Origin of the sequence: Enterobacter sp. 22499, from assembly GCF_052044815.1 — a bacterium.
Taxonomy (GTDB): Bacteria; Pseudomonadota; Gammaproteobacteria; order Enterobacterales; family Enterobacteriaceae; genus Enterobacter; species Enterobacter bugandensis.
On record NZ_JBQENR010000001.1, the window covers coordinates 1,030,322 to 1,055,547 of the forward strand.

The 25,226-nt window shown below is 58.8% G+C and carries 22 protein-coding genes; 12 read left to right on the forward strand and 10 right to left on the reverse strand.

Annotated elements, in window-relative coordinates:
• The first annotated feature begins 99 nt into the window (after positions 1-99).
• The 3 genes from ACTJI7_RS05085 (at position 100) to deoR (ending at position 2,269) form a co-directional block, all read left to right on the forward strand.
• Positions 100-828 carry a phosphatase PAP2 family protein gene (locus ACTJI7_RS05085; RefSeq protein WP_047368172.1) on the forward strand — a complete coding sequence of 243 codons (729 nt, stop codon included), beginning with the start codon at positions 100-102 and terminating at the stop codon, positions 826-828.
• Between the two features lie 7 nt (positions 829-835).
• Positions 836-1,444, forward strand: coding sequence for an undecaprenyl-diphosphate phosphatase (gene ybjG / locus ACTJI7_RS05090; RefSeq protein WP_193359471.1), 609 nt, complete (start codon positions 836-838; stop codon positions 1,442-1,444).
• 66 nt (positions 1,445-1,510) lie between these two features.
• On the forward strand, positions 1,511-2,269 hold the full coding sequence (deoR, locus tag ACTJI7_RS05095; protein ID WP_047368171.1) for a DNA-binding transcriptional repressor DeoR: 759 nt from the start codon (positions 1,511-1,513) through the stop codon (positions 2,267-2,269).
• A gap of 39 nt (positions 2,270-2,308) precedes the next feature.
• Here the strand turns inward: deoR and dacC are convergent, their stop codons facing one another.
• Positions 2,309-3,514, reverse strand: a complete 1,206-nt coding sequence (gene dacC / locus ACTJI7_RS05100) for a serine-type D-Ala-D-Ala carboxypeptidase (RefSeq protein WP_032644979.1) — start codon at positions 3,512-3,514, stop codon at positions 2,309-2,311.
• Between the two features lie 240 nt (positions 3,515-3,754).
• Between dacC and ACTJI7_RS05105 the strand changes: the two genes are divergently transcribed.
• Entirely contained in the window at positions 3,755-4,381 is a 627-nt protein-coding gene (locus ACTJI7_RS05105) for a glutathione S-transferase family protein (RefSeq protein ID WP_028012484.1), read from the forward strand.
• Here ACTJI7_RS05105 and ACTJI7_RS05110 read toward each other — a convergent pair whose 3' ends face one another.
• Both ACTJI7_RS05110 and bssR read right to left on the reverse strand, forming a co-directional pair.
• Positions 4,382-5,500 (reverse strand): PQQ-dependent sugar dehydrogenase, encoded by a 1,119-nt coding sequence (locus ACTJI7_RS05110; RefSeq protein ID WP_048957049.1) that lies wholly within the window; start codon positions 5,498-5,500, stop codon positions 4,382-4,384.
• Between the two features lie 108 nt (positions 5,501-5,608).
• A complete protein-coding gene (gene bssR / locus ACTJI7_RS05115) occupies positions 5,609-5,992 on the reverse strand; it encodes a biofilm formation regulator BssR (RefSeq protein ID WP_028012482.1) in 384 nt (127 codons plus the stop codon).
• Between the two features lie 216 nt (positions 5,993-6,208).
• On the opposite strand from bssR, the gene rimO reads away from it, so the two are divergent.
• Positions 6,209-7,534: a 30S ribosomal protein S12 methylthiotransferase RimO gene (gene rimO / locus ACTJI7_RS05120; RefSeq protein ID WP_041910688.1), complete on the forward strand. Its 1,326-nt coding sequence runs from the start codon at positions 6,209-6,211 to the stop codon at positions 7,532-7,534.
• A 63-nt stretch (positions 7,535-7,597) separates the two neighbouring features.
• Here rimO and gsiD read toward each other — a convergent pair whose 3' ends face one another.
• Genes gsiD through iaaA form a run of 5 tightly spaced genes read right to left on the reverse strand, consistent with a single transcriptional unit; the run spans position 7,598 to position 13,820 of the window.
• Positions 7,598-8,509, reverse strand: a complete 912-nt coding sequence (gsiD, locus tag ACTJI7_RS05125) for a glutathione ABC transporter permease GsiD (protein ID WP_028012480.1) — start codon at positions 8,507-8,509, stop codon at positions 7,598-7,600.
• A gap of 1 nt (position 8,510) precedes the next feature.
• A complete protein-coding gene (gene gsiC / locus ACTJI7_RS05130) occupies positions 8,511-9,431 on the reverse strand; it encodes a glutathione ABC transporter permease GsiC (protein ID WP_045630942.1) in 921 nt (306 codons plus the stop codon).
• A 5-nt stretch (positions 9,432-9,436) separates the two neighbouring features.
• The gene (gene gsiB, locus ACTJI7_RS05135; protein WP_126345167.1) at positions 9,437-10,975 is read right to left on the reverse strand and encodes a glutathione ABC transporter substrate-binding protein GsiB; all 1,539 of its coding nucleotides are present in this window, start codon (positions 10,973-10,975) and stop codon (positions 9,437-9,439) included.
• 23 nt (positions 10,976-10,998) lie between these two features.
• Entirely contained in the window at positions 10,999-12,870 is a 1,872-nt protein-coding gene (gsiA, locus tag ACTJI7_RS05140) for a glutathione ABC transporter ATP-binding protein GsiA (protein ID WP_045630941.1), read from the reverse strand.
• Between the two features lie 11 nt (positions 12,871-12,881).
• Positions 12,882-13,820: a beta-aspartyl-peptidase gene (gene iaaA, locus ACTJI7_RS05145; protein ID WP_045260003.1), complete on the reverse strand. Its 939-nt coding sequence runs from the start codon at positions 13,818-13,820 to the stop codon at positions 12,882-12,884.
• Between the two features lie 188 nt (positions 13,821-14,008).
• Between iaaA and moeA the strand changes: the two genes are divergently transcribed.
• Positions 14,009-15,241, forward strand: a complete 1,233-nt coding sequence (gene moeA / locus ACTJI7_RS05150; RefSeq protein ID WP_045259983.1) for a molybdopterin molybdotransferase MoeA — start codon at positions 14,009-14,011, stop codon at positions 15,239-15,241.
• 1 nt (position 15,242) lies between these two features.
• Entirely contained in the window at positions 15,243-15,995 is a 753-nt protein-coding gene (gene moeB, locus ACTJI7_RS05155) for a molybdopterin-synthase adenylyltransferase MoeB (RefSeq protein WP_440669803.1), read from the forward strand.
• An 89-nt stretch (positions 15,996-16,084) separates the two neighbouring features.
• Here moeB and fsa read toward each other — a convergent pair whose 3' ends face one another.
• The gene (gene fsa / locus ACTJI7_RS05160; protein WP_045259981.1) at positions 16,085-16,747 is read right to left on the reverse strand and encodes a fructose-6-phosphate aldolase; all 663 of its coding nucleotides are present in this window, start codon (positions 16,745-16,747) and stop codon (positions 16,085-16,087) included.
• Between the two features lie 128 nt (positions 16,748-16,875).
• Here fsa and ACTJI7_RS05165 point away from each other — a divergent pair, with 128 nt between their 5' ends.
• From ACTJI7_RS05165 to ACTJI7_RS05180, 4 genes are all read left to right on the forward strand, one after another.
• On the forward strand, positions 16,876-17,775 hold the full coding sequence (locus ACTJI7_RS05165; protein WP_047368162.1) for a glycyl-radical enzyme activating protein: 900 nt from the start codon (positions 16,876-16,878) through the stop codon (positions 17,773-17,775).
• Between the two features lie 4 nt (positions 17,776-17,779).
• Positions 17,780-20,212 carry a formate C-acetyltransferase/glycerol dehydratase family glycyl radical enzyme gene (locus tag ACTJI7_RS05170; RefSeq protein WP_045259979.1) on the forward strand — a complete coding sequence of 811 codons (2,433 nt, stop codon included), beginning with the start codon at positions 17,780-17,782 and terminating at the stop codon, positions 20,210-20,212.
• Positions 20,213-20,331: 119 nt separating this feature from the next.
• Positions 20,332-21,147 carry a Cof-type HAD-IIB family hydrolase gene (locus ACTJI7_RS05175; protein WP_045259978.1) on the forward strand — a complete coding sequence of 272 codons (816 nt, stop codon included), beginning with the start codon at positions 20,332-20,334 and terminating at the stop codon, positions 21,145-21,147.
• A gap of 149 nt (positions 21,148-21,296) precedes the next feature.
• Complete coding sequence (locus ACTJI7_RS05180; protein WP_045259977.1) at positions 21,297-22,553, forward strand: DUF1479 domain-containing protein; 1,257 nt, start codon at positions 21,297-21,299, stop codon at positions 22,551-22,553.
• Here ACTJI7_RS05180 and ACTJI7_RS05185 read toward each other — a convergent pair.
• Positions 22,550-23,623, reverse strand: coding sequence for a LacI family DNA-binding transcriptional regulator (locus tag ACTJI7_RS05185; RefSeq protein WP_045259976.1), 1,074 nt, complete (start codon positions 23,621-23,623; stop codon positions 22,550-22,552). The two genes, ACTJI7_RS05180 and ACTJI7_RS05185, sit on opposite strands and share 4 nt — an antisense overlap.
• 288 nt (positions 23,624-23,911) lie before the next feature.
• Between ACTJI7_RS05185 and ACTJI7_RS05190 the strand changes: the two genes are divergently transcribed.
• Complete coding sequence (locus ACTJI7_RS05190; RefSeq protein ID WP_045259975.1) at positions 23,912-25,213, forward strand: MFS transporter; 1,302 nt, start codon at positions 23,912-23,914, stop codon at positions 25,211-25,213.
• Positions 25,214-25,226: the final 13 nt, after the last annotated feature.

Here is a 25,226-nt window from a genome sequence, read left to right on the forward strand (position 1 = left end):
CGAGGAGAAACAGAAATAAAGCACATATCGTCTTCGTTTAAGGTTTCCTTAAGTTGACAGATTTATGATAGCGCGATTACTCGTCACTGATCCCTAATTATGGCACTCACTTCCAGCCGTTCAGAATTGTCTAACTTACAGACTAATAAGACAAAACAGCTTTACCGCTTACCGTCCCGCTTTTATGGTTATCAGCTTTTGGTGCTAGTAGCGCTTGCCGTGGTGTTTACGTGGCTATCGCGCGATGAAGCGCTCGACAGATGGATCACCGGTTTTTGGTATGACGCGGCGACACAGACTTTCCCGCTGCAGAAAGACCACCTACTGGATCTGCTGAACCATCGTCTGGCGAAGTACATTGCGATTGCCTTAGGCGCCGTGGCGCTGCTTTACGGCGCTTACAAACGTAACGCAAGGCTTGTCACAGCCGCGCTGCTGATGGGGCTTGGCGCGCTGGTGGTCGGCGTGCTGAAAAGCATCAGCCACCACAGCTGCCCGTGGGATCTGGTGGAATATGGCGGTAAGGCCGTGTCTTACCCCCTGTTCAGTGCTGTTCCGGCAGACAGCGGTCCGGGCCGCTGCTTCCCGGGTGGCCATTCTTCCAGCGGCTTTATGGTGATGGGGCTGTTTTTTGCCTTCTGGCGCGAGCGTCCGCGTCTCGCCTGGAGCTTTGTGGTCCTTGGCGCGGTTCTGGGTCTGGCGATGGGCTTCGGCCAGGTGATGCGCGGGGCACATTTTTTCTCTCACAACCTGTGGGCCGGGTGGTGGGTCTGGTTTTCCCAGGTGGCGGTCTACGGGCTGGTTTCCACCCGGTTTGCAAAAGAGTGATTACGCTATGCTAGAGAATCTGAATTATCAGCTGTTTTATCTGATCAACGCCACCCCGGCCTCGCCAGAGTGGATGATTGATTTTGCCACCTTTCTGGCGAAAGACCTTATCAGCATCGTGCCTGCGCTGGCTGCCATTCTCTGGCTGTGGGGGCCGCGCAGCCAGGTTAAGGCTCAGCGCCAGCTGGTGATCAAAGTCGCGATGGCGCTCGGGGTAAGCGTGCTGGTCAGCTATCTTCTCGGCCACGCGTTCCCGCACGATCGTCCTTTTGTCGATCGCATTGGCTACACCTTCCTGCACCACGCGCCGGATGACTCTTTCCCGAGCGATCACGGTACGGTTATCTTCACCTTCGCGCTGGCTTTCCTGTTCTGGCATCGCCTGTGGTCGGGTGCGGTGCTGATGGTGGCCGCTGTGGCTATCGCCTGGTCGCGCGTCTATCTTGGCGTCCACTGGCCGCTGGATATGGTGGGCGGTTTCCTGGTGGGGCTGATTGGCTGCGTGAGCGCGGCTATCCTGTGGAATCTCTTCGGTGAGGCGCTCTACCGCGGGCTCTCTTCGCTCTATCGCGCCATTTTTGCCATCCCGATCCGCAAGGGCTGGATACGTGACTAACCCCAACCGGACAGGTTACACTGAGCCCCCGCCCTGCGGGGGCTCACTTTTTTATCCCGAGGAACTATGGAAACACGACGCGATGACCGCATTGCTCAGCTGCTGCAGGCGCTGAAGCGCAGCGATAAGCTGCATCTGAAGGAAGCCGCCAACCTCCTCGGCGTCTCAGAGATGACCATTCGTCGCGATCTGAACAGCGACAGCGCCCCCGTGGTACTGCTGGGCGGGTACATCGTCCTTGAGCCGCGCAGCGCCAGCCATTATCTGATCAGCGACCAGAAGACGCGTCTGGTTGAAGAGAAGCGTAAAGCCGCGCGCCTTGCGGCTACGCTGGTTCAGCCGCACCAGACGCTGTTTTTTGACTGCGGCACCACTACGCCGTGGATTATCGAAGCCATTGACAGCAGTATTCCCTTTACCGCGGTGTGCTACTCCCTGAACACCTTTCTGGCGCTTCAGGAGAAACCCGAGTGCCGGGTGATCCTCTGCGGCGGCGAGTTTCACGCCAGCAACGCCATCTTTAAACCGCTTAACCTGCAGGACACGCTTAGCAATTTATGCCCGGACATCGCGTTTTATTCTGCCGCAGGCGTGAACGTGCGCCAGGGTGCAACCTGCTTTAATCTGGAGGAGCTGCCGGTCAAGCACTGGGCGTTAAATGCCGCGCAGTATCATGTGCTGGTGGTCGATCACAGTAAGTTTGGCAAGGTGCGTTCGGCAAGAATGGGTGAGCTGGCGCAGTTTGACGCCATCGTCAGCGATTGCCGCCCCGATGACGAGATTGTGGCCCATGCAAAGGCACAGCAGGTGAAGTTGATGTATTGAGGTTATGCCGGGTAAGCGCAGCGCCACCCGGCATAAAACTTAACTAAACCAGCTGCCAAACCAGCTATGGAATTTCATCAACACGAAATCCCACATCCGGCTGAAGAAGCCGCCCTCTTCCACCGCTTCCATCACAATCAGCGGACGCTGTTCAATCGACTTACCGTTTAGCTGGAAATCAATCGTCCCGACCACCTGGCCTTTTTTCAGCGGCGCGGTGAGCTGCGGTTCGGTCAGGGTATAGCTTGCTTTCAGGTTTTTCAGCTGACCGCGTGGAATGGTCACGGAACCGGCCTCACCCGCCCCCAGATTCACCTCGCTCTTATCACCAAACCAGACGCGCTGGCTGACGAACGTGGCATCCGGTTTAATCGGCGTCACGGTTTCATAGAAGCGGAAGCCCCAGGTCAGCAGTTTTTCTGACTCGTTAAAGCGGATGCGGTCGGTTTTGGTGCCCAGCACCACCGAGATCAGGCGCATGTCGCCCTGCGTCGCGGAGGCCACCAGGTTGTAGCCCGCGCCGGCCGTAGTGCCGGTCTTCATTCCGTCCACGTTAACGTTGCTGCTCCACAGCAGGCGGTTGCGGTTCGGCTGGCGAATTTTGTTGAAGGTAAACTCTTTCTCTTTGTGGATGGCGTATTCATCCGGCACGTCGTGGATCAGCGCTTTTCCCAGCAGCGCCATGTCGCGCGCGGTACTGAACTGTCCCGGCGCATCCAGGCCGTGGACCGTTTTGAAGGTGGTGTTGGTTAAGCCGAGTTTTTGCGCATAGCCATTCATCAAACCAATGAAAGAATCCTGACTGCCGGCAACGTAGTCGGCCAGCGCGATACACGCATCATTTCCCGACTGAATGATTACCCCTTTGTTCAGATCGGAGACGGAGACCTGATCGCCAGGCTTCAGGAACATCACAGACGAGCCCCGCAGCGCCGGGTTGCCGGTCGCCCAGGCATCCTTCCCGATGGTGACCATATCGTCCAGCTTGATCTTGCCCGCTTTTAACGCCTGCCCGACCACATAGCTGGTCATGATTTTGGTCAGGCTGGCCGGATCGAGTTTCTCATCCGCATTGCCTTCCGCCAGCACTTTACCGCTGGAATAGTCCATCAGGATCCAGGCGCGCGCGTCCACAGGCGGCGCTTCGGGCGCAGCCTGTTCAGCCGCGTAGAGTGTTGGTGCAAACAGGAAAAGGAGCGCAGAGCCTGCCGCCAGGCTGCGCAGAGAAGTCATTTTTCGCGTCATAAATGCCACCCGAGTGTCCATTCAAAAATTACGTCACATCACCGTGTCGCAAGAAGCGATGAGTAATAGCGCACTAAAACGGTTAAAGAAACCCAACGAGGGTAAAGTTATTAAAGTTTATGCAATAACATTCCTTTACGCTTTGATTCAGGCGATTTTTTTGTCTTCTGTTGCGTAATTGTTAGGTTTATCTCACCATGGCAAAAAGCCGACCCAGATTCACACTCAACAGGAGTAAATATGATTACGCTGTGGGGCAGGAATAATTCGACCAACGTTAAGAAAGTGCTCTGGACGCTGGAGGAACTGGATTTACCGTTTAACCAAATCATGGCTGGCATGTCGTTCGGCGTGAACAAAGAGGCCGACTATCTGGCGATGAACCCGAACGGCCTGGTGCCGCTGCTGCGCGATGACGAAACAGACGCAACCCTTTGGGAGTCCAACACCATTGTGCGTTACCTCGCCGCCCAGTACGGTCTTGGCCGCCTGTGGGTTGAAAACCCGGCGCAGCGCGCGCAGGGTGAGAAGTGGATGGACTGGGCAAATCAGACGCTCTCTCCCGTTCACCGCGTGATCCTGATGGGGCTGGTGAGAACCCCTGAAGCCGAGCGCGACTACCCCGCCATTCATGCCGCGCAGGATGCCTGCGAAAACCTGTTTGCGATGATGGACGATGAGCTGGCGAAGCACGCCTGGTTCTCCGGCGATACGTTCGGCGTGGGGGACATTGCCGTAGCGCCGTTCGTCTGGAACCTGACCAACCTCGGTCTGAAATGGACGCCGCGCCCGAACCTTGACCGCTGGCTTAAGCAGCTTGGCGAGCGCCCGGCGTACCGTAACGTGGTGATGATCCCGGTCACCTGATTACGCACCGGACGGGCTGACTTTTAACAGCTGCCCGTCCGTTTCGTCGGTCAGGACATACAGATAGCCATCCGGCCCCACCCGCACATCGCGAATACGTTGCTCCCGGTCGCCCAGGATCCGCCCGTCCTCCGTCACCTTATTGCCGTCCACGCTCAGCACGATAACGTCCTTTTCCTTCAGCGCCCCGATAAACAGCTTGTTTTTCCACTGCGGGAACACGTCGCTATTATAGAACGCCATGCCGCTGACCGCGGGCGACACTTTCCAGACAAACAGCGGCTTTTCGGCTCCCTCAACGTGCTCGCCTTTGGCTTCCGGGATTTTCAGCCCGCTGTAGTTAATGCCGTGCGTTGCCAGCGGCCAGCCATAATTTTTGCCCTTCTCCGGGATGTTGATTTCATCCCCGCCGCGCGGGCCGTGCTCGTTCAGCCACAGCGTGTCGCTCCACGGGTTCATCGCCATCCCCTGCGGGTTACGAATGCCGTAGGACCAAATTTCCGGCCGCGCGCCGGAGGTGTTCACAAAGGGGTTATCCGGCGGCACTTTACCGTCTTCGGTGAGGCGCACCACCTTACCCTGCAGCTTGTCCAGATCCTGCGCCGTCGGGCGCTGGTTGTTCTCGCCGAGTCCAATAAAGAGATACCCTTTGCCGTCGAACACCAGTCGCCCACCAAAATGGTTACCGGTAGAGAGTTTCGGCATCTGGCGGAACACCACCTGGAATCCCTCGATGCGGGAAAGATCGTCGCTCAGGCGGCCATAGCCCACCGCCGTTCCGGCCTTGCCGTCACGCCCGGCTTCGGCGTAGCTCAGCCAGACGCGGCGCGACTTTTCAAAATCAGGCGCCAGCACCACGTCCAGCAGTCCTCCCTGGCCGTTCGCCCACACCTTCGGCACGCCGACAATGGGATCGGAAAGTCCTTTCCCGGCCTGCCAGCGCTTGAGCTGCCCGCCCTTAAGAGTGACCAGTAAACCGTCATTGCCCGGCAGGAACGCCATCGACCAGGGGTGATCGAGTCGGTTTTGCAGCACCTCAACCTTTACCGCCTCTGGCGCAGCAAGAAGCGAAAACGGAATGAACAATGCAGGCAGGAAAATCAACGAGGATCGAGGCATAAAGCGCTCCTTTTTCGGCATATGGCATAAAGATTAGCCATTACCTCCGGGCGTGTTACCACTTTTACAAAAGCTTAATCAGATGGGGGGAGTTGTCTCCCCCCGAACTCAGTGCTGTGCAAGCGTCTCGTGCTTGTTAAGACACATGATGCAAAGAGAGAGCGTTGTCAGGCAGTTTTCAAGCTTCTCCGCGTTAACAGCGATAAAATTTGGGCAGTCGTGGCGTCCGTTCATCAAACATACCCCTGCAATGGAGAGCACCTCAGCGGCGCGACGCAACGCCATCAGCTCGCATTCATCGTATTCCGCCTTCAGGGTCGGTGCTTTTTCACGCATGAAATTACACAGTTCAAACAGATTATCACGCAGATGTTCGCTTTCGCTGACTGACATATAGCCCTTTGCCTTCCTGAGCTGCAGATAGGCGGCCAGGTCGATTCGGGCGTTGATCAGCTTGTTAAGCAGATCGCGTTTCAGTCTGTCAACGGACATGCTATTTCCTCCTCTGTCAGCCATGTTGCACATTCAGAATAAGGTCATTTTTTGTACAGTTTAATGCCTGAGATCAATTATTCTTAACTGATTAACATTATTTACAATGTTACAACCTCGGCCTGGCGCATCCGCCTTGCAAAGAGTGTATAAATCCCCCGCGATACGCTGTAAAATCCCGCCCTGATAACTCCATAATTGATGAATTTTTAACCTATGAGCAATGTTACGCACCAGCCGAAAATCGGCTTCGTCTCCCTGGGCTGCCCGAAAAACCTGGTGGATTCAGAACGCATCCTGACCGAACTGCGCACCGAGGGCTATGACGTGGTGCCAAGCTACGACAACGCCGATATGGTGATCGTTAACACCTGCGGCTTTATCGACAGCGCGGTGCAGGAGTCACTGGAAGCGATCGGTGAAGCGCTGACCGAAAACGGCAAAGTGATTGTTACCGGCTGCCTGGGCGCGAAAGTGGACCAAATCCGCGAAGTGCACCCGAAGGTGCTGGAGATCACCGGCCCGCACAGCTACGAGCAGGTGCTGGAACATGTTCATCACTACGTGCCAAAACCAAAGCACAACCCGTTCCTGAGCCTGGTGCCGGAACAGGGCGTGAAGCTGACGCCGCGTCACTACGCCTACCTGAAAATTTCTGAAGGCTGCAACCATCGCTGCACCTTCTGCATCATCCCGTCCATGCGTGGCGATCTGGTGAGCCGTCCGATTGGCGAAGTGCTGGCGGAAGCGAAACGTCTGGCCGATGCGGGCGTGAAGGAGCTGCTGGTCATCTCCCAGGACACCTCAGCTTATGGCGTGGACGTTAAACACCGCTCCGGTTTCCACAACGGCGAGCCGGTGAAAACCAGCATGGTGGGCCTGTGCGAGCAGCTGGCTAAGCTCGGTATCTGGACACGTCTGCACTACGTCTACCCGTACCCGCACGTTGACGATGTGATCCCGCTGATGGCGGAAGGCAAAATTCTGCCGTACCTGGATATCCCGCTGCAGCACGCCAGCCCGCGTATCCTGAAGCTGATGAAACGTCCTGGCTCCGTTGACCGCCAGCTGGCGCGCATCAAGCAGTGGCGTGAAATCTGTCCGGATCTGACCCTGCGCTCCACCTTTATCGTCGGCTTCCCGGGCGAAACCGAAGAAGATTTCCAGATGCTGCTCGACTTCCTGAAAGAAGCCCGTCTGGACCGCGTAGGCTGCTTCAAATACAGCCCGGTGGAAGGCGCAACCGCCAACGAGCTGGCAGACCAGGTGCCGGAAGAGGTGAAAGAGGAGCGCTGGAACCGCTTCATGCAGCTTCAGCAGCAGATTTCTGCCGAGCGTCTGCAGGAAAAAGTGGGCCGCGAGATCATGGTTATCATCGACGAAGTGGACGAAGAAGGCGCGATTGGCCGCAGCATGGCGGACGCCCCTGAAATCGACGGCGCGGTGTACCTGAACGGCGAAACCAACGTTAAGCCAGGTGATATTATTCGCGTCAAAGTTGAAAACGCGGACGAGTATGACCTGTGGGGTAGCCGGGTTTAATCTCACTGCACATCTTTTACAGGCCGGGTAAGGCGTAGCCGCCACCCGGCACATTTCACTGCACTACCCCTTTATCCTCGGATCCAGCGCGTCGCGCAGCCCATCCCCCAGCAAATTAAACGCCAGCACGGTCAGGAAAATCGCTAGGCTCGGGAAGATCGCCACGTGTGGCGCTATCACCATATCGGCCCTCGCCTCGTTCAGCATCGCGCCCCACTCCGGCGTCGGCGGCTGTGCCCCTAACCCCAGAAACGACAGGCTGGCCGCCGAAATAATCGACACGCCGATACGCATGGTGAAATAGACCACGATGGACGACACCGTCCCGGGCAGAATATGGCTGAACAGAATGGTGGTATCGCTGGCTCCCATGCTGCGGGCGGATTCAATAAACGTCTGCTGCTTCAGCACCAGCGTGTTGCCGCGCACCAGGCGGGCAAAGGCCGGAATCGAAAAGACCGCCACCGCGATAATGACGTTCGCCATGCCGCTGCCCATAATGGCGACAACGGCAATCGCCAGCAGAATGCCGGGGAAAGCAAACAGCACGTCGCAGATGCGCATGATGATGCGGTCCCACCAGCCTTCATAATACCCGGCGACGAGCCCCAGCACGGTACCGATAGCCGCACCGATCAGCACCGCGACTACCCCGGCGGCGAGAGAAATTTGCGCCCCTACCAGCACGCGGCTGAAGATATCGCGGCCAAGCGAGTCCACGCCGAACCAGTGCAGCATTGAGGGGCCGTCGTTCAGGCGGTCGTAGTCAAAGTAGTTTTCCGCATCAAACGGCGCTACCCACGGCGCAACGATCGCCACCGCAATTAGCACCAGCACGAACAGCCCCGCCGCCATTGCGACCGGCTGACGGCGAAAACGTCGCCAGAATTCGGACCACGGGGTGCGGACATGCTCCGGTTTCAGCCCCGGCATCGCGTTCAAAACGGCCTGACGCCGCCAGTTCAACAATCGCATCTTACTTATACCTGATGGCCGGGTTAATGGCGGCGTAGAGCACGTCCACCACTAAGTTGATAAGAATAAACTCCAGCGAGAAAAGCAGGACTTCTGCCTGAATCACCGGGTAGTCGCGCATCTCGACGGAATCGACCAGCAGGCGCCCCAGCCCCGGCCAGTTGAAGACCTTTTCCACGACGATAGAGCCACCCAGCAGGAAACCAAACTGCAGCCCCATCATCGTCACCACCGGGATCATCGCATTGCGGAACCCGTGCTTGAGAATGACCCACTTCTCGCTGACTCCTTTCGCCCGCGCGGTGCGAATATAATCTTCGCTCAGCACGTCCACGAACGAGGCACGGGTAAAGCGGGCCATCACCGCCGAAACGGCAGCGCCCAGCGTCATGGAGGGCAGAATGTAATGCTTCCAGGTATCGGCCCCGACGGTCGGCAGCCAGCCCAGCTCGACGGAGAAGATTTGCATCAGCAGCATCCCCAGCGCGAATGCCGGGAAGGAGATGCCGGTCACCGCCAGAGCCATGCCGAGCTTGTCCGGCCAGCGGTTACGCCAGACGGCCGCAATAATCCCCGCGCCCAGCCCAAACGCCACCGCCCAGCCCATGCTGGCAATCGTTAGCCAGAACGTGGGCATAAAGCGGCTGGCAATCTCCTCCGACACCGGGCGCCTCGACACCATCGAGATACCAAAATCGCCCTGCAGAACGTTGCACATATAGTGCAGAAATTGCATATACAGCGGCTGGTCGAGGCCCAGCTGTTTACGCACCAGTTCAATGACGGTGGCATCCGCTTCGGGCCCGGCTACCAGACGTGCCGGATCGCCCGGCAGCATATGGACAAACAAAAACACCAGCACCGCCACTATCAGTAGCGTCGGGATAAGCCCCAGCAGACGTTTACAAACATAATTCAGCATGAGGTTTATTTTAAATCCGCATCGTCAAAGCTAAAGCCGGTGTCCGGCATGATGTAGAACCCGGTCAGCGCTTTGTTATGGGCTGAGACCAGTTTCTCCACCACCAGCGGTACCCACGGCGACTCTTTCCAGATAATGTCCTGCGCGTCCTTGTAGAGGCGGGCTTTCTCTTCCGGTTTGGTGGTTTTCAGGGCATCGGCCAGGTCTTTGTCCACCTGCGGATTGCTGTAAAACGCGGTGTTGAACAGGGTTGGCGGCCAGTTCTGCGAAGCAAACAGCGGCGACAGCGCCCAGTCGGCTTCACCGGTCGAGGCCGACCAGCCGGTGTAGAACATCCGCACGCCGCTCTCTTTCTGCCCTTTCCCCTCCACTTCTGCCGCACGCTGCCCGGCATCCATCGCGGTGACCTGCGCCTTAATCCCCACCTGCGCCAGCTGCTGCTGGGTGAACTGCAGCACCTTCTGGGCGGTGCTGTGATTGTGCGACGACCACAGCGTGGTGCTGAAGCCGTTCGGGAAACCCGCCTCTTTCAGCAGCTCGCGCGCTTTAGCCGGATCGTACGGCCACGGCTGATAGCTTTGCGCATACGCAATAGACGGCGGCAGCACGCCGGTGGCCGGGGTGGCATAACCCGCAAAAGCGACCTTCACCAGCGCCTGACGGTTAATGGCATAGTTGATGGCTTCACGCACCTTCGGGTTATCGAACGGCTTCTGCGTGACGTTCATGCTGATGTAGCGCTGCATGATAGACGGGCTGGCAACCAGCTCCAGCTTGCTGTTTTTCTGCAGAATGGCGGCCTGCTCATACGGGATGGGGAAGGCAAACTGCGCCTCGCCGGTTTGCAGCATTGCCGCGCGGGTGTTGTTATCCACCACCGGACGCCAGGTGATGGTGTCCAGCTTCGGCAGACCCTGCTGCCAGTATCCCGCGAATTTTTTCACCTTCACGAAATCGGTCTGGTTCCAGGTGAGCAGCTCGTACGGCCCGGTTCCCACCGGGTGGAAGCCGATCTCTTTACCGTACTTTTTCAGCGCGGCGGGCGAGATCATCGCCGTCGCCGGATGCGCCAGAATATTGATAAACGCGGAGAATGGCTCTTTCAGGGTGATTTTTACCGTTGCCGGGTCGACTACCTCGGTGCTGGCGATATTTTTATACAGGTTATAGCGCTTGAGGCTGTTTTCAGGATTGCTGGCACGGTCGAGGTTGACCTTTACCGCCTCCGCATTGAAATCAGTCCCGTCCTGGAATTTCACGCCGGAACGGAGCTTGATGGTATAGACCAGCCCGTCGTCGGATACGGTGTACCCCTCCGCCAGCACATTTTTCAGCTTCATCTCTCTGTCGAGACCAAACAGCCCCTGATAGAACGATTTCGCCACCGCCTGGGAGAGCGTGTCGTTGGCGTCGTACGGATCGAGCGTGGTGAAATTGGAGCCTACGGCAACCACCACGTCTTTGGCGGCGAACGCGGGGGCAGCGGCCAGGGCTGCCGTCACGCTCGCGGCTAACAACCATCTACGCGCTACAAATGTAACCATTGTGTTCTCCTGCCTGTTGTAAGTTATAACCGTGAGAAGGCATTGTCCTGGCGCGGCGGAGCCACGAAGTGGCCCGGACCAACCTCACGCAGCGTGACGCGCTCCACGGCTTCGCCGCGTTTACGAATGTTGCTCGGCATCTCATCCTGCAGCAGCACGCGCTGGCCGTGGCGGTGCGCGGGATCGGCAACCGGGACCGCCGCAATAAGCTTGCGGGTGTAGGGGTGCTGCGGATTCTCAAACACCGCCCTTCGCGGGCCAATCTCCACGATCTGCCCCATAAACATCACCGCCACGCGGTGGCTGATACGCTCTACCACCGCCATATCGTGCGAGATAAACAGGAAGGCAATGCCCATATCCCGCTGTAAATCCAGCAGTAAGTTGATAATTTGCGCCCGGATCGAGACATCCAGCGCCGAGACGGATTCATCCGCAATCACCACCTTCGGGTTCAGCGCCAGCGCGCGGGCGATGCAGATACGCTGCCGCTGCCCGCCGGAAAACTCGTGCGGATAACGCCAGGCGTGTTCCGGCTTCAGGCCAACTCGCTCCAGCAGCCAGGCCACACGACGCTGCGCCGCCTCGCCGTCGAGCAGGTTATGCACCCGCAGCGGCTCCATAATTGAGTACCCTACCGTATGGCGCGGGTCGAGAGAGGCATACGGATCCTGGAAGATAAACTGAATATCTCGCCGTATCGCCTGTAATTTATTATCTGGCAGGGTGTCGATACGTTCACCGTTAAAGGTTATCGTCCCCTCCTGGGTCTCCACGAGCCTGAGCAGCGCCCGCCCGGTGGTGGATTTCCCGCAGCCGGACTCTCCTACCAGCGCCAGCGTTTCACCCGGCCAGAGATCAAAACTGACGTTTTCCACCGCATGCACTTCGCGCTTCAGGCGGTTGAAAATTCCGCTGCGCAGCGGAAAGCGGGTCACCAGATTGCGCACTTCGAGTATCGGTTTACCCGACACCACGGTGTCCTGCTCGCCTTCATCCTCCTGCGGCTCTGTCGCCTCCAGGGAAATCAGCGGAAAACGACGCGGCAAATCGCTGCCGTTCATCGCTCCAAGCCGCGGCACCGCCGCCAGCAGCGCTTTGGTGTAAGGATGCTCGGGGGCATGGAAAATCTGCTCGACCGCACCGGTTTCCACAGCATTGCCCTTATGCATTACCAGCACCCGATCGGCGATGTCAGCCACTACGCCCATATCGTGGGTGATGAAAATCACCCCCATCTCCATCTCCTGCTGCAGCACTTTGATGAGCTGCAGGATCTGCGCCTGAATCGTCACGTCCAGCGCCGTCGTCGGCTCATCGGCGATCAGCACCGCCGGACGGCAGGAGAGCGCCATGGCAATCATCACCCGCTGGCGCATGCCGCCGGAAAGCTGATGCGGGTAGCGCCCCAGAATGGCCTGCGCCTCCGGAATGCGTACCAGCTCCAGCATCCGTCGGGCCTCTTTGAGCGCCTCATCGCCGCTCAGCCCCTGATGCAGCCGGATGGACTCGGCAATTTGTTCCCCGACCGGGAACACCGGGTTGAGCGAGGTCATCGGCTCCTGGAAGATCATCGCGATATCCGCCCCGCGCACGCCCTGCATCTGCGCGCCGCTCAGCTCGTTTAAATCGATGACCTGACGGTTACGGCGGCGCAGGAGCATTTTCTCGCTGCTGATTTGCCCGCCCGTCTGTTCCAGCAGGCGCATCAGCGCCAGCGCGGTGACCGATTTACCGGAGCCGGATTCGCCAACAATCGCCAGCGTCTCGCCGCGCCTGAGCGAGAACGATAAATTCTGTACTGCGGGGATGAACTGCCGCTCTTCCTGAAACGCAATATTCAGCTGATGGACAGCCAGCACCTCGCGGTTGTCCAGTTCTTCAGTGTGCGGCACGCGCTGCCCCCTTATTCACGATAGATGCCCGTGCTCGGCTCATCACCGGCATAGCCCCAGGCGCGGTACATGCCTTCGCTGTTGAACGGCAGGGCCACGTTGCCCTCACGATCGACCGCAATCAGCCCGCCGACGCCGCCCAGGGCAGGTAATTTTTCCATCACCACGCGCTCGCAAGCCTCGCTCAGGCTTAAACCGCCGTAATCCATCAGCGCGGTGATGTCGTAGGCCGCGAGGGCGCGAATAAACACTTCCCCGGTGCCGGTACACGACACCGCTGCCGTGGCGTTATTGGCATAGCAGCCCGCGCCGGGCAGCGGGCTGTCGCCGACGCGTCCCGGCAGCTTGTTGGTCATGCCGCCCGTTGACGTCGCCGCCGCGAGGTTACCGGCTTTATCGAGCGCCACCGCGCCGACCGTGCCCATTTTGGTGGTTTCATCCAGCGGCGCAGTATGGTCAAGCTGCGTTATGCCCGCCGTACGGGCTTCCAGCAGCTGCTGATAGCGTTCTTCCGTGGAAAACAGATCCGGCGATACCGGTTCCATTCCGTGCTCAAAGGCAAATTTTTCCGCCCCAGCGCCCGCCAGCAGAACGTGCGGGCTCTCCTCCATCACCAGACGCGCCGCCAGCACCGGGTTTCGCAGATGGCTCACGCCCGCCACGGCGCCCGCCTTCAGGGTGACGCCGTCCATCACGCAGGCGTCCAGCTCGTGGGTTTCATCCCGGGTAAAGACCGAACCTATTCCGGCATTAAAGAGCGGACACTCTTCCAGCAGGCGCACCGCCTCGGTGACCACATCCAGCGCGCTCTCGCCCGCTTCCAGCATTTTCTGGCCCGTTTCCACAATGGCGTACAGCGCGTCAATGTAGCGCTTTTCCTGCTCGGGACTGAGCTGTGCACGGGTGATTGCCCCTGCGCCGCCATGAATTGCGATTACCGCATTAACCATTCGCATCACCCGTTAGCCTGATTCGCGGCTTTTTCTATAAATATCATTATCGTCGATGAAACTTCAGATGATTTTTGAATATAGAAAGACGCAACAGTGATGTAAAGCGTACACCCATCGGGTCATACAGTTAGCCGCACTTTTCTGCCATAATGGGCGCTTTCGTTGTTACTCCGCAGGAGCCCACCATGGATTTTACCGCCGGACTGATGCCGCTTGAGACGGCACTCTCGCAGATGCTTGACCGTATTTCTCCGCTGCATGACGTTGAGACGCTGCCGCTTGTGCGCTGTTTTGGTCGTATTGCCGCGCGCGATATCGTCTCGCCGATGAACGTGCCGGGGTTCGATAACTCCGCGATGGACGGTTACGCGGTACGCCTGGCGGATCTCCAGACGGGTAACGCCCTGCCGGTGGCGGGTAAAGCCTTTGCGGGCCAGCCGTTTGTCGGCGAATGGCCTGCGGGCACCTGCGTGCGCATCATGACTGGCGCGCCGGTTCCGCAGGGCTGCGACGCCGTGGTGATGCAGGAAGAGACCGAGCAGACCGACGACGGGGTGCGTTTTACCGCGAACGTTAAAGCGGGCCAGAACATCCGCCGCACGGGCGAAGACATCACCCTCGGCGCGACCGTTTTTGCCGCCGGGCAGAAATTGACGGTAGGTGAACTGCCGGTGCTGGCGTCGCTCGGCATCGCGGAAGTTGACGTTGTCCGCAAGGTGCGCGTAGCGGTCTTCTCCACCGGCGACGAGCTGCAGCTTCCGGGCCAGCCGCTGCAGGACGGCCAGATTTATGACACCAACCGCCTGGCGGTACACCTGATGCTGGAGCAGTTGGGCTGCGAGGTGATTAACCTCGGCATCATTCCAGACGACCCGGAAAAACTGCGCGCGGCGTTTATCGAGGCGGACAAATCCTCCGACGTGGTCATCAGCTCCGGCGGCGTCTCCGTGGGCGAAGCGGATTACACCAAAACCCTTCTTGAAGAGCTGGGCGAAATCGCCTTCTGGAAGCTGGCGATTAAGCCGGGCAAACCGTTCGCGTTTGGCAAGCTTCCGCACAGCTGGTTCTGCGGCCTGCCGGGTAACCCGGTCTCTGCGGCACTCACCTTCTACCAGCTGGCGATCCCGCTGCTGGCGAAGCTTTCCGGCAACAAAGCCAGCCCGCTGCCGGAACGCCTGCGCGTGCGTGCCGCTACGCGGCTGAAAAAATCGCCGGGTCGTCTCGATTTCCAGCGCGGCATTCTGGCACGCGGCGCGGACGGTGAGCTCGAAGTGAGCACCACCGGACATCAGGGCTCGCACATTTTCAGCTCCTTCAGTCTGGGTAACTGCTTCATCGTGCTGGAGCGCGAGCGCGGCAACGTGGAAGCCGGCGAATGGGTTGAGGTTGAGCGCTTTAACCACCTGTTCGGAGGCTGACATGACGGTGGAGCTGAGCGACCAGGAGATGATGCGCTACAACCGCCAGATCGTGCTGCGCGGGTTTGACTTCGAGGGCCAGGAAGCGCTTAAGGCAGCCAATGTGCTGGTCGTCGGTCTCGGCGGGCTGGGCTGCGCCGCCGCGCAGTATCTTGCGGCAGCGGGCGTGGGCAGGATGACGCTGTTGGATTTCGATACCGTCTCGGTGTCCAACCTGCAGCGCCAGACGCTGCACAGCGACGCGACGGTTGGCCAGCCGAAAGTGGGCTCTGCCCGCACGGCGCTGGCGCGCATCAACCCCAACGTTCAGTTCACCCTGATTGACGCGATGCTGGATGACGACGCGCTGTTCGCGCAGATTGCGCAGCACGATCTGGTGCTCGACTGCACCGATAACGTCGCCGTCCGTAACCAGCTGAACGCGGGCTGTTTTGCCCACAAAACCCCACTGGTCTCCGGCGCGGCAATCCGCATGGAGGGGCAAATCAGCGTCTTCACGTACGCGGATGGTGAACCCTGCTACCGCTGCCTGAGCCGTCTGTTTGGCGAGAATGCGCTGACCTGCGTCGAGGCGGGCGTGATGGCGCCGTTGGTCGGCGTGATTGGCTCATTGCAGGCAATGGAAGCGATCAAAGTGCTGGCACACTACGGCACGCCTGCCGCGGGGAAAATCGTGATGTATGACGCGATGACCTGCCAGTTCCGCGAGATGAAGCTGATACGCAATCCGGGGTGTGAGGTTTGCGGAGGTTAAAGCAAACGGCAACCTTCAGGTTGCCGTTTTAGTGTTTGCTCCCTCTCCCTGTGGGAGAGGGTTGGGGTGAGGGCATCAGGCCGCACCCGTCAGATAGACGTCCGTCCAAACGCTCCCTGCCAGTCCTGCTCAAACTTCACGATCGCCGCATCCACCGCAGGGGAAGTAATAAACTGCTGCGCGACGTCCAGCGGCAGCGTGATGGACTCGCACCCTGCCAGCAGGCAGTCCAGCGCCTGACGCGGGGTTTTAAAGCTCGCGGCCAGCACCTTTGACTGCGGCGCGTGCAGCGCCAACAGCTGCTGCAGTTCAATTACGGTCTGAATCCCGTCCCCGCCCTGCGCGTCCACGCGGTTAACGTAAGGGGCCACATACTCTGCTCCGGCCAGGGCGGACAGCATCCCCTGCGCGGCGCCATACACCGCCGTGCCCAGCGTCGGGATCCCTTCCGCTTTCAGCATCTTAATGGCCGCCAGCCCTTCCGCGGTCACCGGCACCTTCACCACCAGGTCGTTAATGATAGCGCGCAGCTTGCGCGCGTCTTCCACCATTCCTTCGGCGGTGGTTGCCATTATCTGCGCAAACAGACGGCCCTTACCGCCCAACGCGTCGTGCAGCGCGGGCAGCAGCTCATCTAGCGGCGTTTTTCCTGCCGCCACAATGCTTGGGTTGGTGGTCACGCCCGCCAGCGGGAAGATACTCGCCAGCTTTTTGACTGCCGCAACGTCAGATGTGTCGAGATAAAGTTCCATGATGTCACCCTCAAAAATTAGCCTGCACTTACCCTATCACGATAAAACCTGCTCAAGAGTTGACCTGAATCAAGATAACTTTCATTCGAAAGTCATTTAATCTTCATATGCAACTTGAGGGCAAAAATATGATCTTCAATATTCAGCGTTATTCCACCCACGACGGCCCCGGTATTCGAACCGTGGTGTTCCTGAAAGGCTGCTCGCTGGGCTGTCGCTGGTGTCAGAACCCGGAAAGCCGCTCGCGCAGCCGGGACGTGCTGTTTGACGCGCGCCTGTGTCTGGAAGGCTGCGACCTGTGTCAGCTGGCGGCACCGGGCTGTATCGAACGCGCGCTCAATGGCCTGGTCATCCACCGCGAAAAGCTGAGTGAAGAGACGCTTAACGCCCTCACCGACTGCTGTCCAACGCAGGCGCTTACCGTCTGCGGTGAAGAGAAGCAGGTGGACGAGATCATGGCCACCGTGCTGCGCGACAAACCTTTTTATGACCGCAGCGGCGGCGGGATCACCCTCTCCGGCGGCGAGCCGTTTATGAACCCGGAGCTGGCGCACGCCCTGTTCAAGGCCAGCCACGAACAGGGTATCCACACCGCCGTCGAAACCTGCCTTCACGTGCCGTGGCACTATATCGAGCCGTCATTACCGTACGTCGATCTGTTCCTTGCCGACCTTAAGCACGTCGATGGAGCGGTGTTCAAACAGTGGACCGACGGTTCGGCCAAACGGATCCTGGACAACCTGAAGCGCCTCGCCGCTGCCGGGAAAAAGATCACCATCCGCGTGCCGCTGATCCAGGGCTTTAACGCCGATGAAGCGTCCATCACAGCCATTACCAACTTCGCCGCCGACGAACTCGGCGTCGATGATATTCATTTTTTGCCGTATCACACGCTGGGCATGAACAAATACACCCTGCTCAGCCAACCTTACTCTGCCCCTGACAAACCGCTGGATAACCCTGCCCTGCTGGATTTCGCGCAGCAGTACGCCTGCCAGAAAGGGTTAACCGCGACCTTACGAGGATAAACCTATGACCACCCTGAATCTCAACACCCTCAGCGAACGTATTAAAGCGCATAAAATGGCGCTGGTGCATATCGTCAAGCCGCCGGTCTGTACCGAGCGCGCGCAGCATTACACCGAAATGTACCAGCAGCACATGGACAAGCCGATCCCGGTGCGTCGCGCCCTGGCACTGGCACATCACCTGGCGGAACGCACCATCTGGATCAAGCACGACGAGCTGATTATCGGCAACCAGGCAAGCGAAGTGCGCGCCGCGCCGATCTTCCCGGAATATACCGTCTCCTGGATTGAGAAAGAGATTGACGATCTGGCGGACCGTCCGGGTGCGGGCTTCGCGGTGAGTGAAGAAAACAAGCGTGTGCTGCATGAAATCTGCCCGTGGTGGCGCGGCCAGACGGTGCAGGATCGCTGCTATGGCATGTTCACCGACGAGCAGAAAGGCCTGCTGGAAACCGGCATCATCAAAGCCGAAGGCAACATGACCTCCGGCGACGCGCACCTGGCGGTAAACTTCCCGCTGGTGCTGGAGAAAGGTCTCGACGGCCTGCGCGCCAAAGTGGACGAGCGCCGCTCGCGCATCAACCTGACGGTGCTGGAAGACCTGCGCGGCGATCAGTTCCTGAAGGCAATTGATATCGTGCTGGAAGCCGTCAGCCTGCACATCAAACGCTTCGCCGACCTGGCGCGTGAGATGGCGTCTACGGAAACCCGCGAAAGCCGCCGCGACGAGCTGCTGGCGATGGCGGAAAACTGCGACGTGATTGCCCACGAGCCGCCAAAAACCTTCTGGCAGGCGCTGCAGCTGTGCTACTTCATTCAGCTGATCCTGCAGATTGAGTCCAACGGCCACTCCGTTTCCTTCGCGCGTATGGACCAGTATCTCTATCCGTACTACCGCCGCGACGTGGAGCTGGACCAGAGTCTGGACCGCGAGCACGCCATCGAGCTGCTGCACAGCTGCTGGCTGAAGCTGCTGGAAGTGAATAAAATCCGCTCCGGCTCGCACTCCAAAGCCTCTGCCGGCAGCCCGCTGTACCAGAACGTCACCATTGGTGGTCAGAAGCTGGTCAACGGCGAGCCGATGGACGCGGTGAACCCGCTCTCCTACGCGATTCTGGAATCCTGCGGTCGCCTGCGCTCCACCCAGCCGAACCTGAGCGTGCGCTATCACGCGGGCATGAGCAACGACTTCCTCGACGCCTGCGTGCAGGTGATCCGCTGCGGCTTCGGGATGCCGGCATTTAACAACGATGAAATTGTGATCCCGGAATTTATCAAGCTTGGCGTGGAGCGCGACGATGCGTATGACTACGCGGCCATCGGCTGTATCGAAACCGCGGTAGGCGGCAAGTGGGGCTACCGCTGCACCGGCATGAGCTTTATCAACTTCGCCCGCGTCATGCTGGCGGCGCTGGAAGGCGGCCGCGACGCCACCAGCGGCAAGGTGTTCCTGCCGCAGGAAAAAGCGCTCTCAGCCGGCAACTTCGACAATTTCGAGGAGGTGATGGCAGCGTGGGATACCCAGATCCGCTACTACACCCGCAAATCCATCGAGATCGAGTACGTGGTGGATACCATGCTGGAAGAGAACGTCCACGACATTCTCTGCTCGGCGCTGGTGGACGACTGCATCGAACGCGCGAAAAGCATTAAGCAGGGCGGCGCGAAATATGACTGGGTCTCCGGCCTGCAGGTGGGTATCGCCAACCTCGGCAACAGCCTGGCGGCGGTGAAGAAGCTGGTCTTTGAGCAGGGCGCTATCGGTCAGCAGCAGCTGGCGGCGGCGCTGGCAGATGACTTCGACGGGCTGACCCACGAGCAGCTGCGCCAGCGCCTGATCAACGGCGCGCCGAAGTACGGCAACGACGACGACAGCGTGGACATGCTGCTGACCCGAGCCTATCAGACCTACATTGAGGAGCTGAGGCAGTACCACAACCCGCGCTACGGCCGCGGCCCGATTGGCGGTAACTACTACGCGGGCACGTCGTCTATCTCCGCTAACGTGCCGTTCGGCGCGGCGACGATGGCGACGCCGGACGGACGTAAGGCGCATACCCCACTGGCGGAAGGGGCCAGCCCGGCTTCCGGTACCGACCACCTTGGTCCAACGGCGGTCATCGGTTCCGTGGGTAAACTGCCTACCGAGGCGATCCTGGGCGGCGTGCTGCTTAACCAGAAGCTGAACCCGTCGACGCTGGAAAACGACAGCGATCGCCAGAAGCTGATGGTACTGCTGCGTACCTTCTTCGAGGTGCACAAGGGCTGGCATATTCAGTACAACATCGTTTCGCGCGAAACGCTGCTGGAAGCGAAGAAACACCCTGACCAGTATCGTGACCTGGTGGTACGCGTTGCGGGTTACTCGGCGTTCTTCACCGCCCTGTCGCCGGATGCGCAGGACGATATTATCGCCCGTACTGAGCATACGCTGTAAGAAAACGCCCGGTGGCGCTGCGCTTACCGGGCATTCTGACTTTCATTCGAAATTAAATTTGTGCTCCCCGTCACCTTGTTATTAGAATGTTTCAAAACGCAGTGACCCAGGAGCACAGTATGACCGTTAAAGTTATCGTCACCGATATGGACGGAACTTTCCTTGATGATGCCAAGCAGTACGATCGTGACCGCTTCCAGGCACAGTTTGAACAGCTTAAATCCCGCGATATTGAATTTGTTGTCGCCAGCGGCAACCAGTATTACCAGCTCATCTCCTTCTTCCCCGAGCTGAAAGAGCAGATCTCCTTCGTGGCGGAGAACGGCGCGCTGGTGTTTGACCACGGCGAACAGGTTTTCCACGGCGAGCTGACCCGCCATGAGTCGCAGATCGTTATTGGCGAACTGCTGAAAGACGAAGGGCTGAACTTTGTAGCCTGCGGTCTGGAGAGCGCCTACGTCAGCGACAAAGCCCCGGACGCCTTCGTGGCGCTGATGTCAAAGCACTATCACCGCTTAAAACGCATCAGCGATTACCGCGAAATCGACGACGTGCTGTTTAAGTTCTCCCTGAACCTGCCGGACAGCGATATCCCGAACCTTGTCGATAAACTGCACGTCTCCCTGGACGGCATCATGAAGCCGGTCACCAGCGGTTTCGGTTTTGTCGATTTGATTATCCCCGGCCTGCACAAAGCCAACGGCATTAGCCGCCTGCTGAAACGCTGGAAAATCTCCCCGCAGGAGTGCGTCGGCATTGGCGACAGCGGCAACGATGCCGAGATGCTGAAGCTGGTGAAATACTCTTTTGCGATGGGCAACGCGGCGCAGAGCATTAAAGACATTAGCCGCTACAGCACCGACGATAACAACCATCAGGGCGCGCTGAACGTCATTCAGGCCGTGCTCGACAACCACTCTCCTTTCGACGTCTGATCCTTTCCTCGCCGGAGCCCCGCTCCGGCCTCTCACTCTTTTTCCGACCTGTGGCTCGCGTCAAGTTTTTAAACTTGCATTAACTTATTTTTAACTTAAAGTATCACTTGTAGACATTTTTACTTTCGAATGAAAGATGCGAGGCAGTTATGACCTTTACCAGTGAAACCTTGCCAGCGGACCACAAAGCGGCAATCCGTCAGTTAAAACGTGAGTTACGCGCGCAGATCGGCGACGTGCAGGCGGTGTTCGACAAGCTCAGCGATAAAATCGCCACCCGCGTGGCGGAGATCAACGCCCTGAAAAATAAAGGCGAATCCGTCTGGCCGGTGATTCCGTTTGCAGATGTGAAAAACGGCACGATTACCGACGCTCAGCGCGAGGCCGTTAAGCGCCGCGGCTGCGCGGTGATTAAAGGTCATTTCCCCCGCGAGCAGGCGCTGGCGTGGGATCGGTCGATGCTCGACTACCTCGATCTGAACAAGTTTGACGAGGTATACAAAGGGCCGGGCGACAACTTTTTCGGCACCTTAACCGCCTCCCGTCCGGAGATTTACCCGATCTACTGGTCCCAGGCGCAAATGCAGGCGCGCCAGAGTGAAGAGATGGCGCAGGTGCAGTCGTTCCTGAACCGTTTATGGACATTCGAGAGCAACGGCAAGCAGTGGTTTAACCCTGACGTCAGCGTGATTTATCCGGACCGCATTCGCCGCCGTCCGCCGGGAACCACCTCCAAAGGGCTGGGGGCGCATACCGATTCCGGCGCGCTGGAGCGCTGGCTGCTGCCGGCTTACCAGCAGGTGTTTGCCCGCGTGTTTGACGGCAACGTCGAGAAATACGATCCGTGGAACGCCGCGCACCGTACCGAAGTGGAAGAATACACCGTGGATAACACCACCAAGTGCTCGGTGTTCCGCACCTTCCAGGGCTGGACGGCGCTGTCGGACATGATCCCCGGCCAGGGGCTGCTGCACGTGGTGCCGATCCCGGAAGCAATGGCCTACATTCTGCTGCGTCCTCTGCTGGACGACGTGCCGGAAGACGAACTCTGCGGCGTGGCGCCGGGGCGCGTGCTGCCGATTTCCGAGAAGTGGCACCCGCTGCTTGTCGAAGCATTGACCAGCATTCCGGCGCTGGAGGCCGGTGATTCCGTGTGGTGGCACTGCGACGTGATCCACTCCGTCGCGCCGGTGGAAAATCAGCAGGGCTGGGGCAACGTGATGTACATCCCCGCCGCGCCAATGTGCGAGAAGAACCTCGCCTATGCGAAAAAGGTCAAGGAAGCGCTGGAAACCGGCGCGTCGCCGGGAGACTTCCCGCGCGAGGATTATGAAAAAAGCTGGCAGGACCGTTTTACCGTGAACGATCTCAACATCCACGGTAAGCGCGCGCTGGGCATGGCTTAACTGTCGTACAGCCCTTCCCGCTCCACGGCGGTGCGTCGTTTCCCCTGACGTATCCGCCGTACCGATTCCCGCACGGCCAGCGTACCGTTCAGCAGCAATGTTCCTACCGGGGCATCCGGGCGCATCAGCCGCTGCTGGAGCATATGCACCGCTTCCGTTCCCAGCTCGTCGCGGGGAACATGCACCGCCGTTAAGGGCACATCCTGAATCGCCGCCAGATTAAAGCCGTCAATGCTCATCACCGAGACGTCCTGCGGCACGCGCAGACCGTGATTTTGCAGCGCGCTGATGGTGCCTGCCGCCATAAAGTCCCCGCCTACCAGGAACGCCGTCGGCAGGTCTTTTCCCTTCTGTTGGTTAAGCCACTCGCTCACCAGTTGCTCCGTCTCTCTGGCGCTGAAGCTTGGCACCACCAGCAGATCGCGCTTGTCCTTGAACGCCAGGTTGTGGGACTGCCACGCGTCGCGGATCCCCGCCAGGCGCAGCTCCATGGTGTAGCGACGCAGGCACAGCACGTTCATCACCTCGCGGTGCCCCATCTCGAACAGGTACTCCGCCGCCCGCTCGCCAATCGCACGGTGATCCGGGGCAACGGCAGGCAGGCGCATGCGGCGGTCCCGGCAGTTAATCAGCATGCAGGGTTTCCCCACATCCACCGCCAGATCGTGGATATGCGGATCGTCGATACCGAGCAGAATGGCCGCCTGGGTATCCGGCTCGTTCATGCGTGCCAGAAAAATCTGGGCGTCGCTGTCGTTCTCCTCCAGCGCGCAGTAGCGCAGCCGAACCTCGTGCGAGGCAAGCCCTTTGCTCACGCTCTGGATCACGCGGTAGTAAAAGATGTCGGACCGCTCGTCGAAGGCACGCTGAGGGGCAAAAACCACCAGGCTGTTAAGCAGCAGACGCCCCGCCGCCATGCCGTCCATTACCCCCAGCTCCCGCGCGCACGCCAGCACCTTAGCCCGCGCCTTTTCGCTGGTATTCGCTTTGCCTGCCAGCACACGGGAAACCGTACTGATGGAGAGCTGGGTACGGGCGGCGATTTCGGTGATTTTTAGCCTTTTGTCCATTTTGTGATCTGGCTCCACTTGCGAAATGAAAAAATTTTCATAGCGTGTTCATCAGGCAATAACTGACATAAAGACCATCATGCCAGAGGGTTTACGTCAGTTATGAGAAATTTTGCACAAAATCCACTTTTGCCCTTTCATTTTCTTCCCTAAGGTGAACTTGTCACACAGCTTCCATACTAGTTGTATAGCAACTTAAGCATTCTAAGCGGATAGAAATCAAAGGCATAACAATCTGTGTGACACCTGAACCTCCGTCCCCTTACCGTCCGTCTTGTGGAGAGTAAAATGAGTCAGGACATCAATAACACCGTTGCGACAAGCAAAAGCCGTCGCGTCATTAAGAATTTGCGCTGGTACGTGCTGGTGCTGTTTTTACTTGGCGTCACCGTTAACTACATCACCCGTAACTCACTGGGGATCCTCGCCCCGGAACTGAAAGAGAGCCTCGGGATCACCACCGAGCAGTACTCCTGGATAGTCGGCGCGTTTCAGATCGCCTACACCATTTTCCAGCCCCTGTGCGGCTGGCTGATCGACGTTATCGGCCTGAAGATTGGCTTTATGGTCTGCGCCGGGATCTGGGCGCTGATGTGTATCTTCCACGCGGGCGCCGGAAGCTGGCTGCACCTGGCGATTCTGCGCTTCTTTATGGGTGCTTCCGAAGCTGCCGCCACGCCAGCGAATGCCAAAACCATCGGCGAATGGTTCCCGAAATCAGAGCGTCCCGTTGCCGCCGGCTGGGCAGGCGTGGGCTTCTCCATCGGCGCGATGCTGGCCCCGCCTATCATCTACTTTGCTCACGCCTCGTTCGGCTGGCAGGGCGCGTTTATGTTTACCGGCGTGCTGGCGCTGCTGTGGGTGATCCTCTGGTGGGCGTTCTACCACAACCCGGAACAGCACCCGAACCTGAGCCGCGACGAGCTGGCGTTTATCAAGCAGGATAACGAACCGCCTGCTGTTAAGCTCCCCTTCCTGACCGCGCTGAAAACCGTCTCAAAAAACAAACGTTTCTACGGTATCGCCATCCCGGCCTTTATGGCAGAACCCGCCTGGGCGGTGCTGAGCTTCTGGGTACCCCTGTACCTCGCCAAAGAGCACGGCATGGATTTGAAGCAGATCGCGATGTTTGCCTGGCTGCCCTTCCTGGCCGCCGACCTCGGCAGCGTGGCAAGCGGCTACCTGACGCGCCTGTACACCCGCTGGTTCGGCTGCTCCCGCGTGAACTCGGTGGTGGCAAGCTCCGTCACCGGCGCGTTTCTGATGATTTCGCTGGCCGTCGTGGCCGTGACTCGCGACCCGTATATCACCATCGTGCTGATCTCCATCGGCGGCTTCGGGCACCAGATTATCTCCTGCATGCTGAGCGCGCTGGTGGTGGAGTCCTTCGACAAAGGCCAGATGGCGACCGTCAACGGCATGCGCGGCTCGGCGGCGTGGATCGCCAGCTTCCTGTTCTCGCTATTAATCGGGGTGACCGCCGACAAAATCGGCTTCAACCCGCTCTTTATTGCCATGGGCTTCTTTGACCTGATTGGCGCTCTCTTCCTGGTGGCATTTATTGCTGAACGTCGCGCCAAGCGCGCCTGATAGTGGATGTATT

Coding starts and splice junctions, on each gene's coding strand:
- bssR (WP_028012482.1), bottom strand. CDS start 5,992: ATGTCCGTTGACAGACTGAAACGCGATCTGCTTAACAAGCTGATCAAC.
- moeB (WP_440669803.1), top strand. CDS start 15,243: ATGACGGTGGAGCTGAGCGACCAGGAGATGATGCGCTACAACCGCCAG.
- ACTJI7_RS05085 (WP_047368172.1), top strand. CDS start 100: ATGGCACTCACTTCCAGCCGTTCAGAATTGTCTAACTTACAGACTAAT.
- ybjG (WP_193359471.1), top strand. CDS start 836: ATGCTAGAGAATCTGAATTATCAGCTGTTTTATCTGATCAACGCCACC.
- ACTJI7_RS05165 (WP_047368162.1), top strand. CDS start 16,876: ATGATCTTCAATATTCAGCGTTATTCCACCCACGACGGCCCCGGTATT.
- ACTJI7_RS05175 (WP_045259978.1), top strand. CDS start 20,332: ATGACCGTTAAAGTTATCGTCACCGATATGGACGGAACTTTCCTTGAT.
- ACTJI7_RS05180 (WP_045259977.1), top strand. CDS start 21,297: ATGACCTTTACCAGTGAAACCTTGCCAGCGGACCACAAAGCGGCAATC.
- ACTJI7_RS05105 (WP_028012484.1), top strand. CDS start 3,755: ATGATTACGCTGTGGGGCAGGAATAATTCGACCAACGTTAAGAAAGTG.
- dacC (WP_032644979.1), bottom strand. CDS start 3,514: ATGACGCGAAAAATGACTTCTCTGCGCAGCCTGGCGGCAGGCTCTGCG.
- gsiC (WP_045630942.1), bottom strand. CDS start 9,431: ATGCTGAATTATGTTTGTAAACGTCTGCTGGGGCTTATCCCGACGCTA.
- deoR (WP_047368171.1), top strand. CDS start 1,511: ATGGAAACACGACGCGATGACCGCATTGCTCAGCTGCTGCAGGCGCTG.
- moeA (WP_045259983.1), top strand. CDS start 14,009: ATGGATTTTACCGCCGGACTGATGCCGCTTGAGACGGCACTCTCGCAG.
- ACTJI7_RS05170 (WP_045259979.1), top strand. CDS start 17,780: ATGACCACCCTGAATCTCAACACCCTCAGCGAACGTATTAAAGCGCAT.
- ACTJI7_RS05110 (WP_048957049.1), bottom strand. CDS start 5,500: ATGCCTCGATCCTCGTTGATTTTCCTGCCTGCATTGTTCATTCCGTTT.
- gsiB (WP_126345167.1), bottom strand. CDS start 10,975: ATGGTTACATTTGTAGCGCGTAGATGGTTGTTAGCCGCGAGCGTGACG.
- rimO (WP_041910688.1), top strand. CDS start 6,209: ATGAGCAATGTTACGCACCAGCCGAAAATCGGCTTCGTCTCCCTGGGC.
- iaaA (WP_045260003.1), bottom strand. CDS start 13,820: ATGGTTAATGCGGTAATCGCAATTCATGGCGGCGCAGGGGCAATCACC.
- gsiD (WP_028012480.1), bottom strand. CDS start 8,509: ATGCGATTGTTGAACTGGCGGCGTCAGGCCGTTTTGAACGCGATGCCG.
- ACTJI7_RS05185 (WP_045259976.1), bottom strand. CDS start 23,623: ATGGACAAAAGGCTAAAAATCACCGAAATCGCCGCCCGTACCCAGCTC.
- fsa (WP_045259981.1), bottom strand. CDS start 16,747: ATGGAACTTTATCTCGACACATCTGACGTTGCGGCAGTCAAAAAGCTG.
- ACTJI7_RS05190 (WP_045259975.1), top strand. CDS start 23,912: ATGAGTCAGGACATCAATAACACCGTTGCGACAAGCAAAAGCCGTCGC.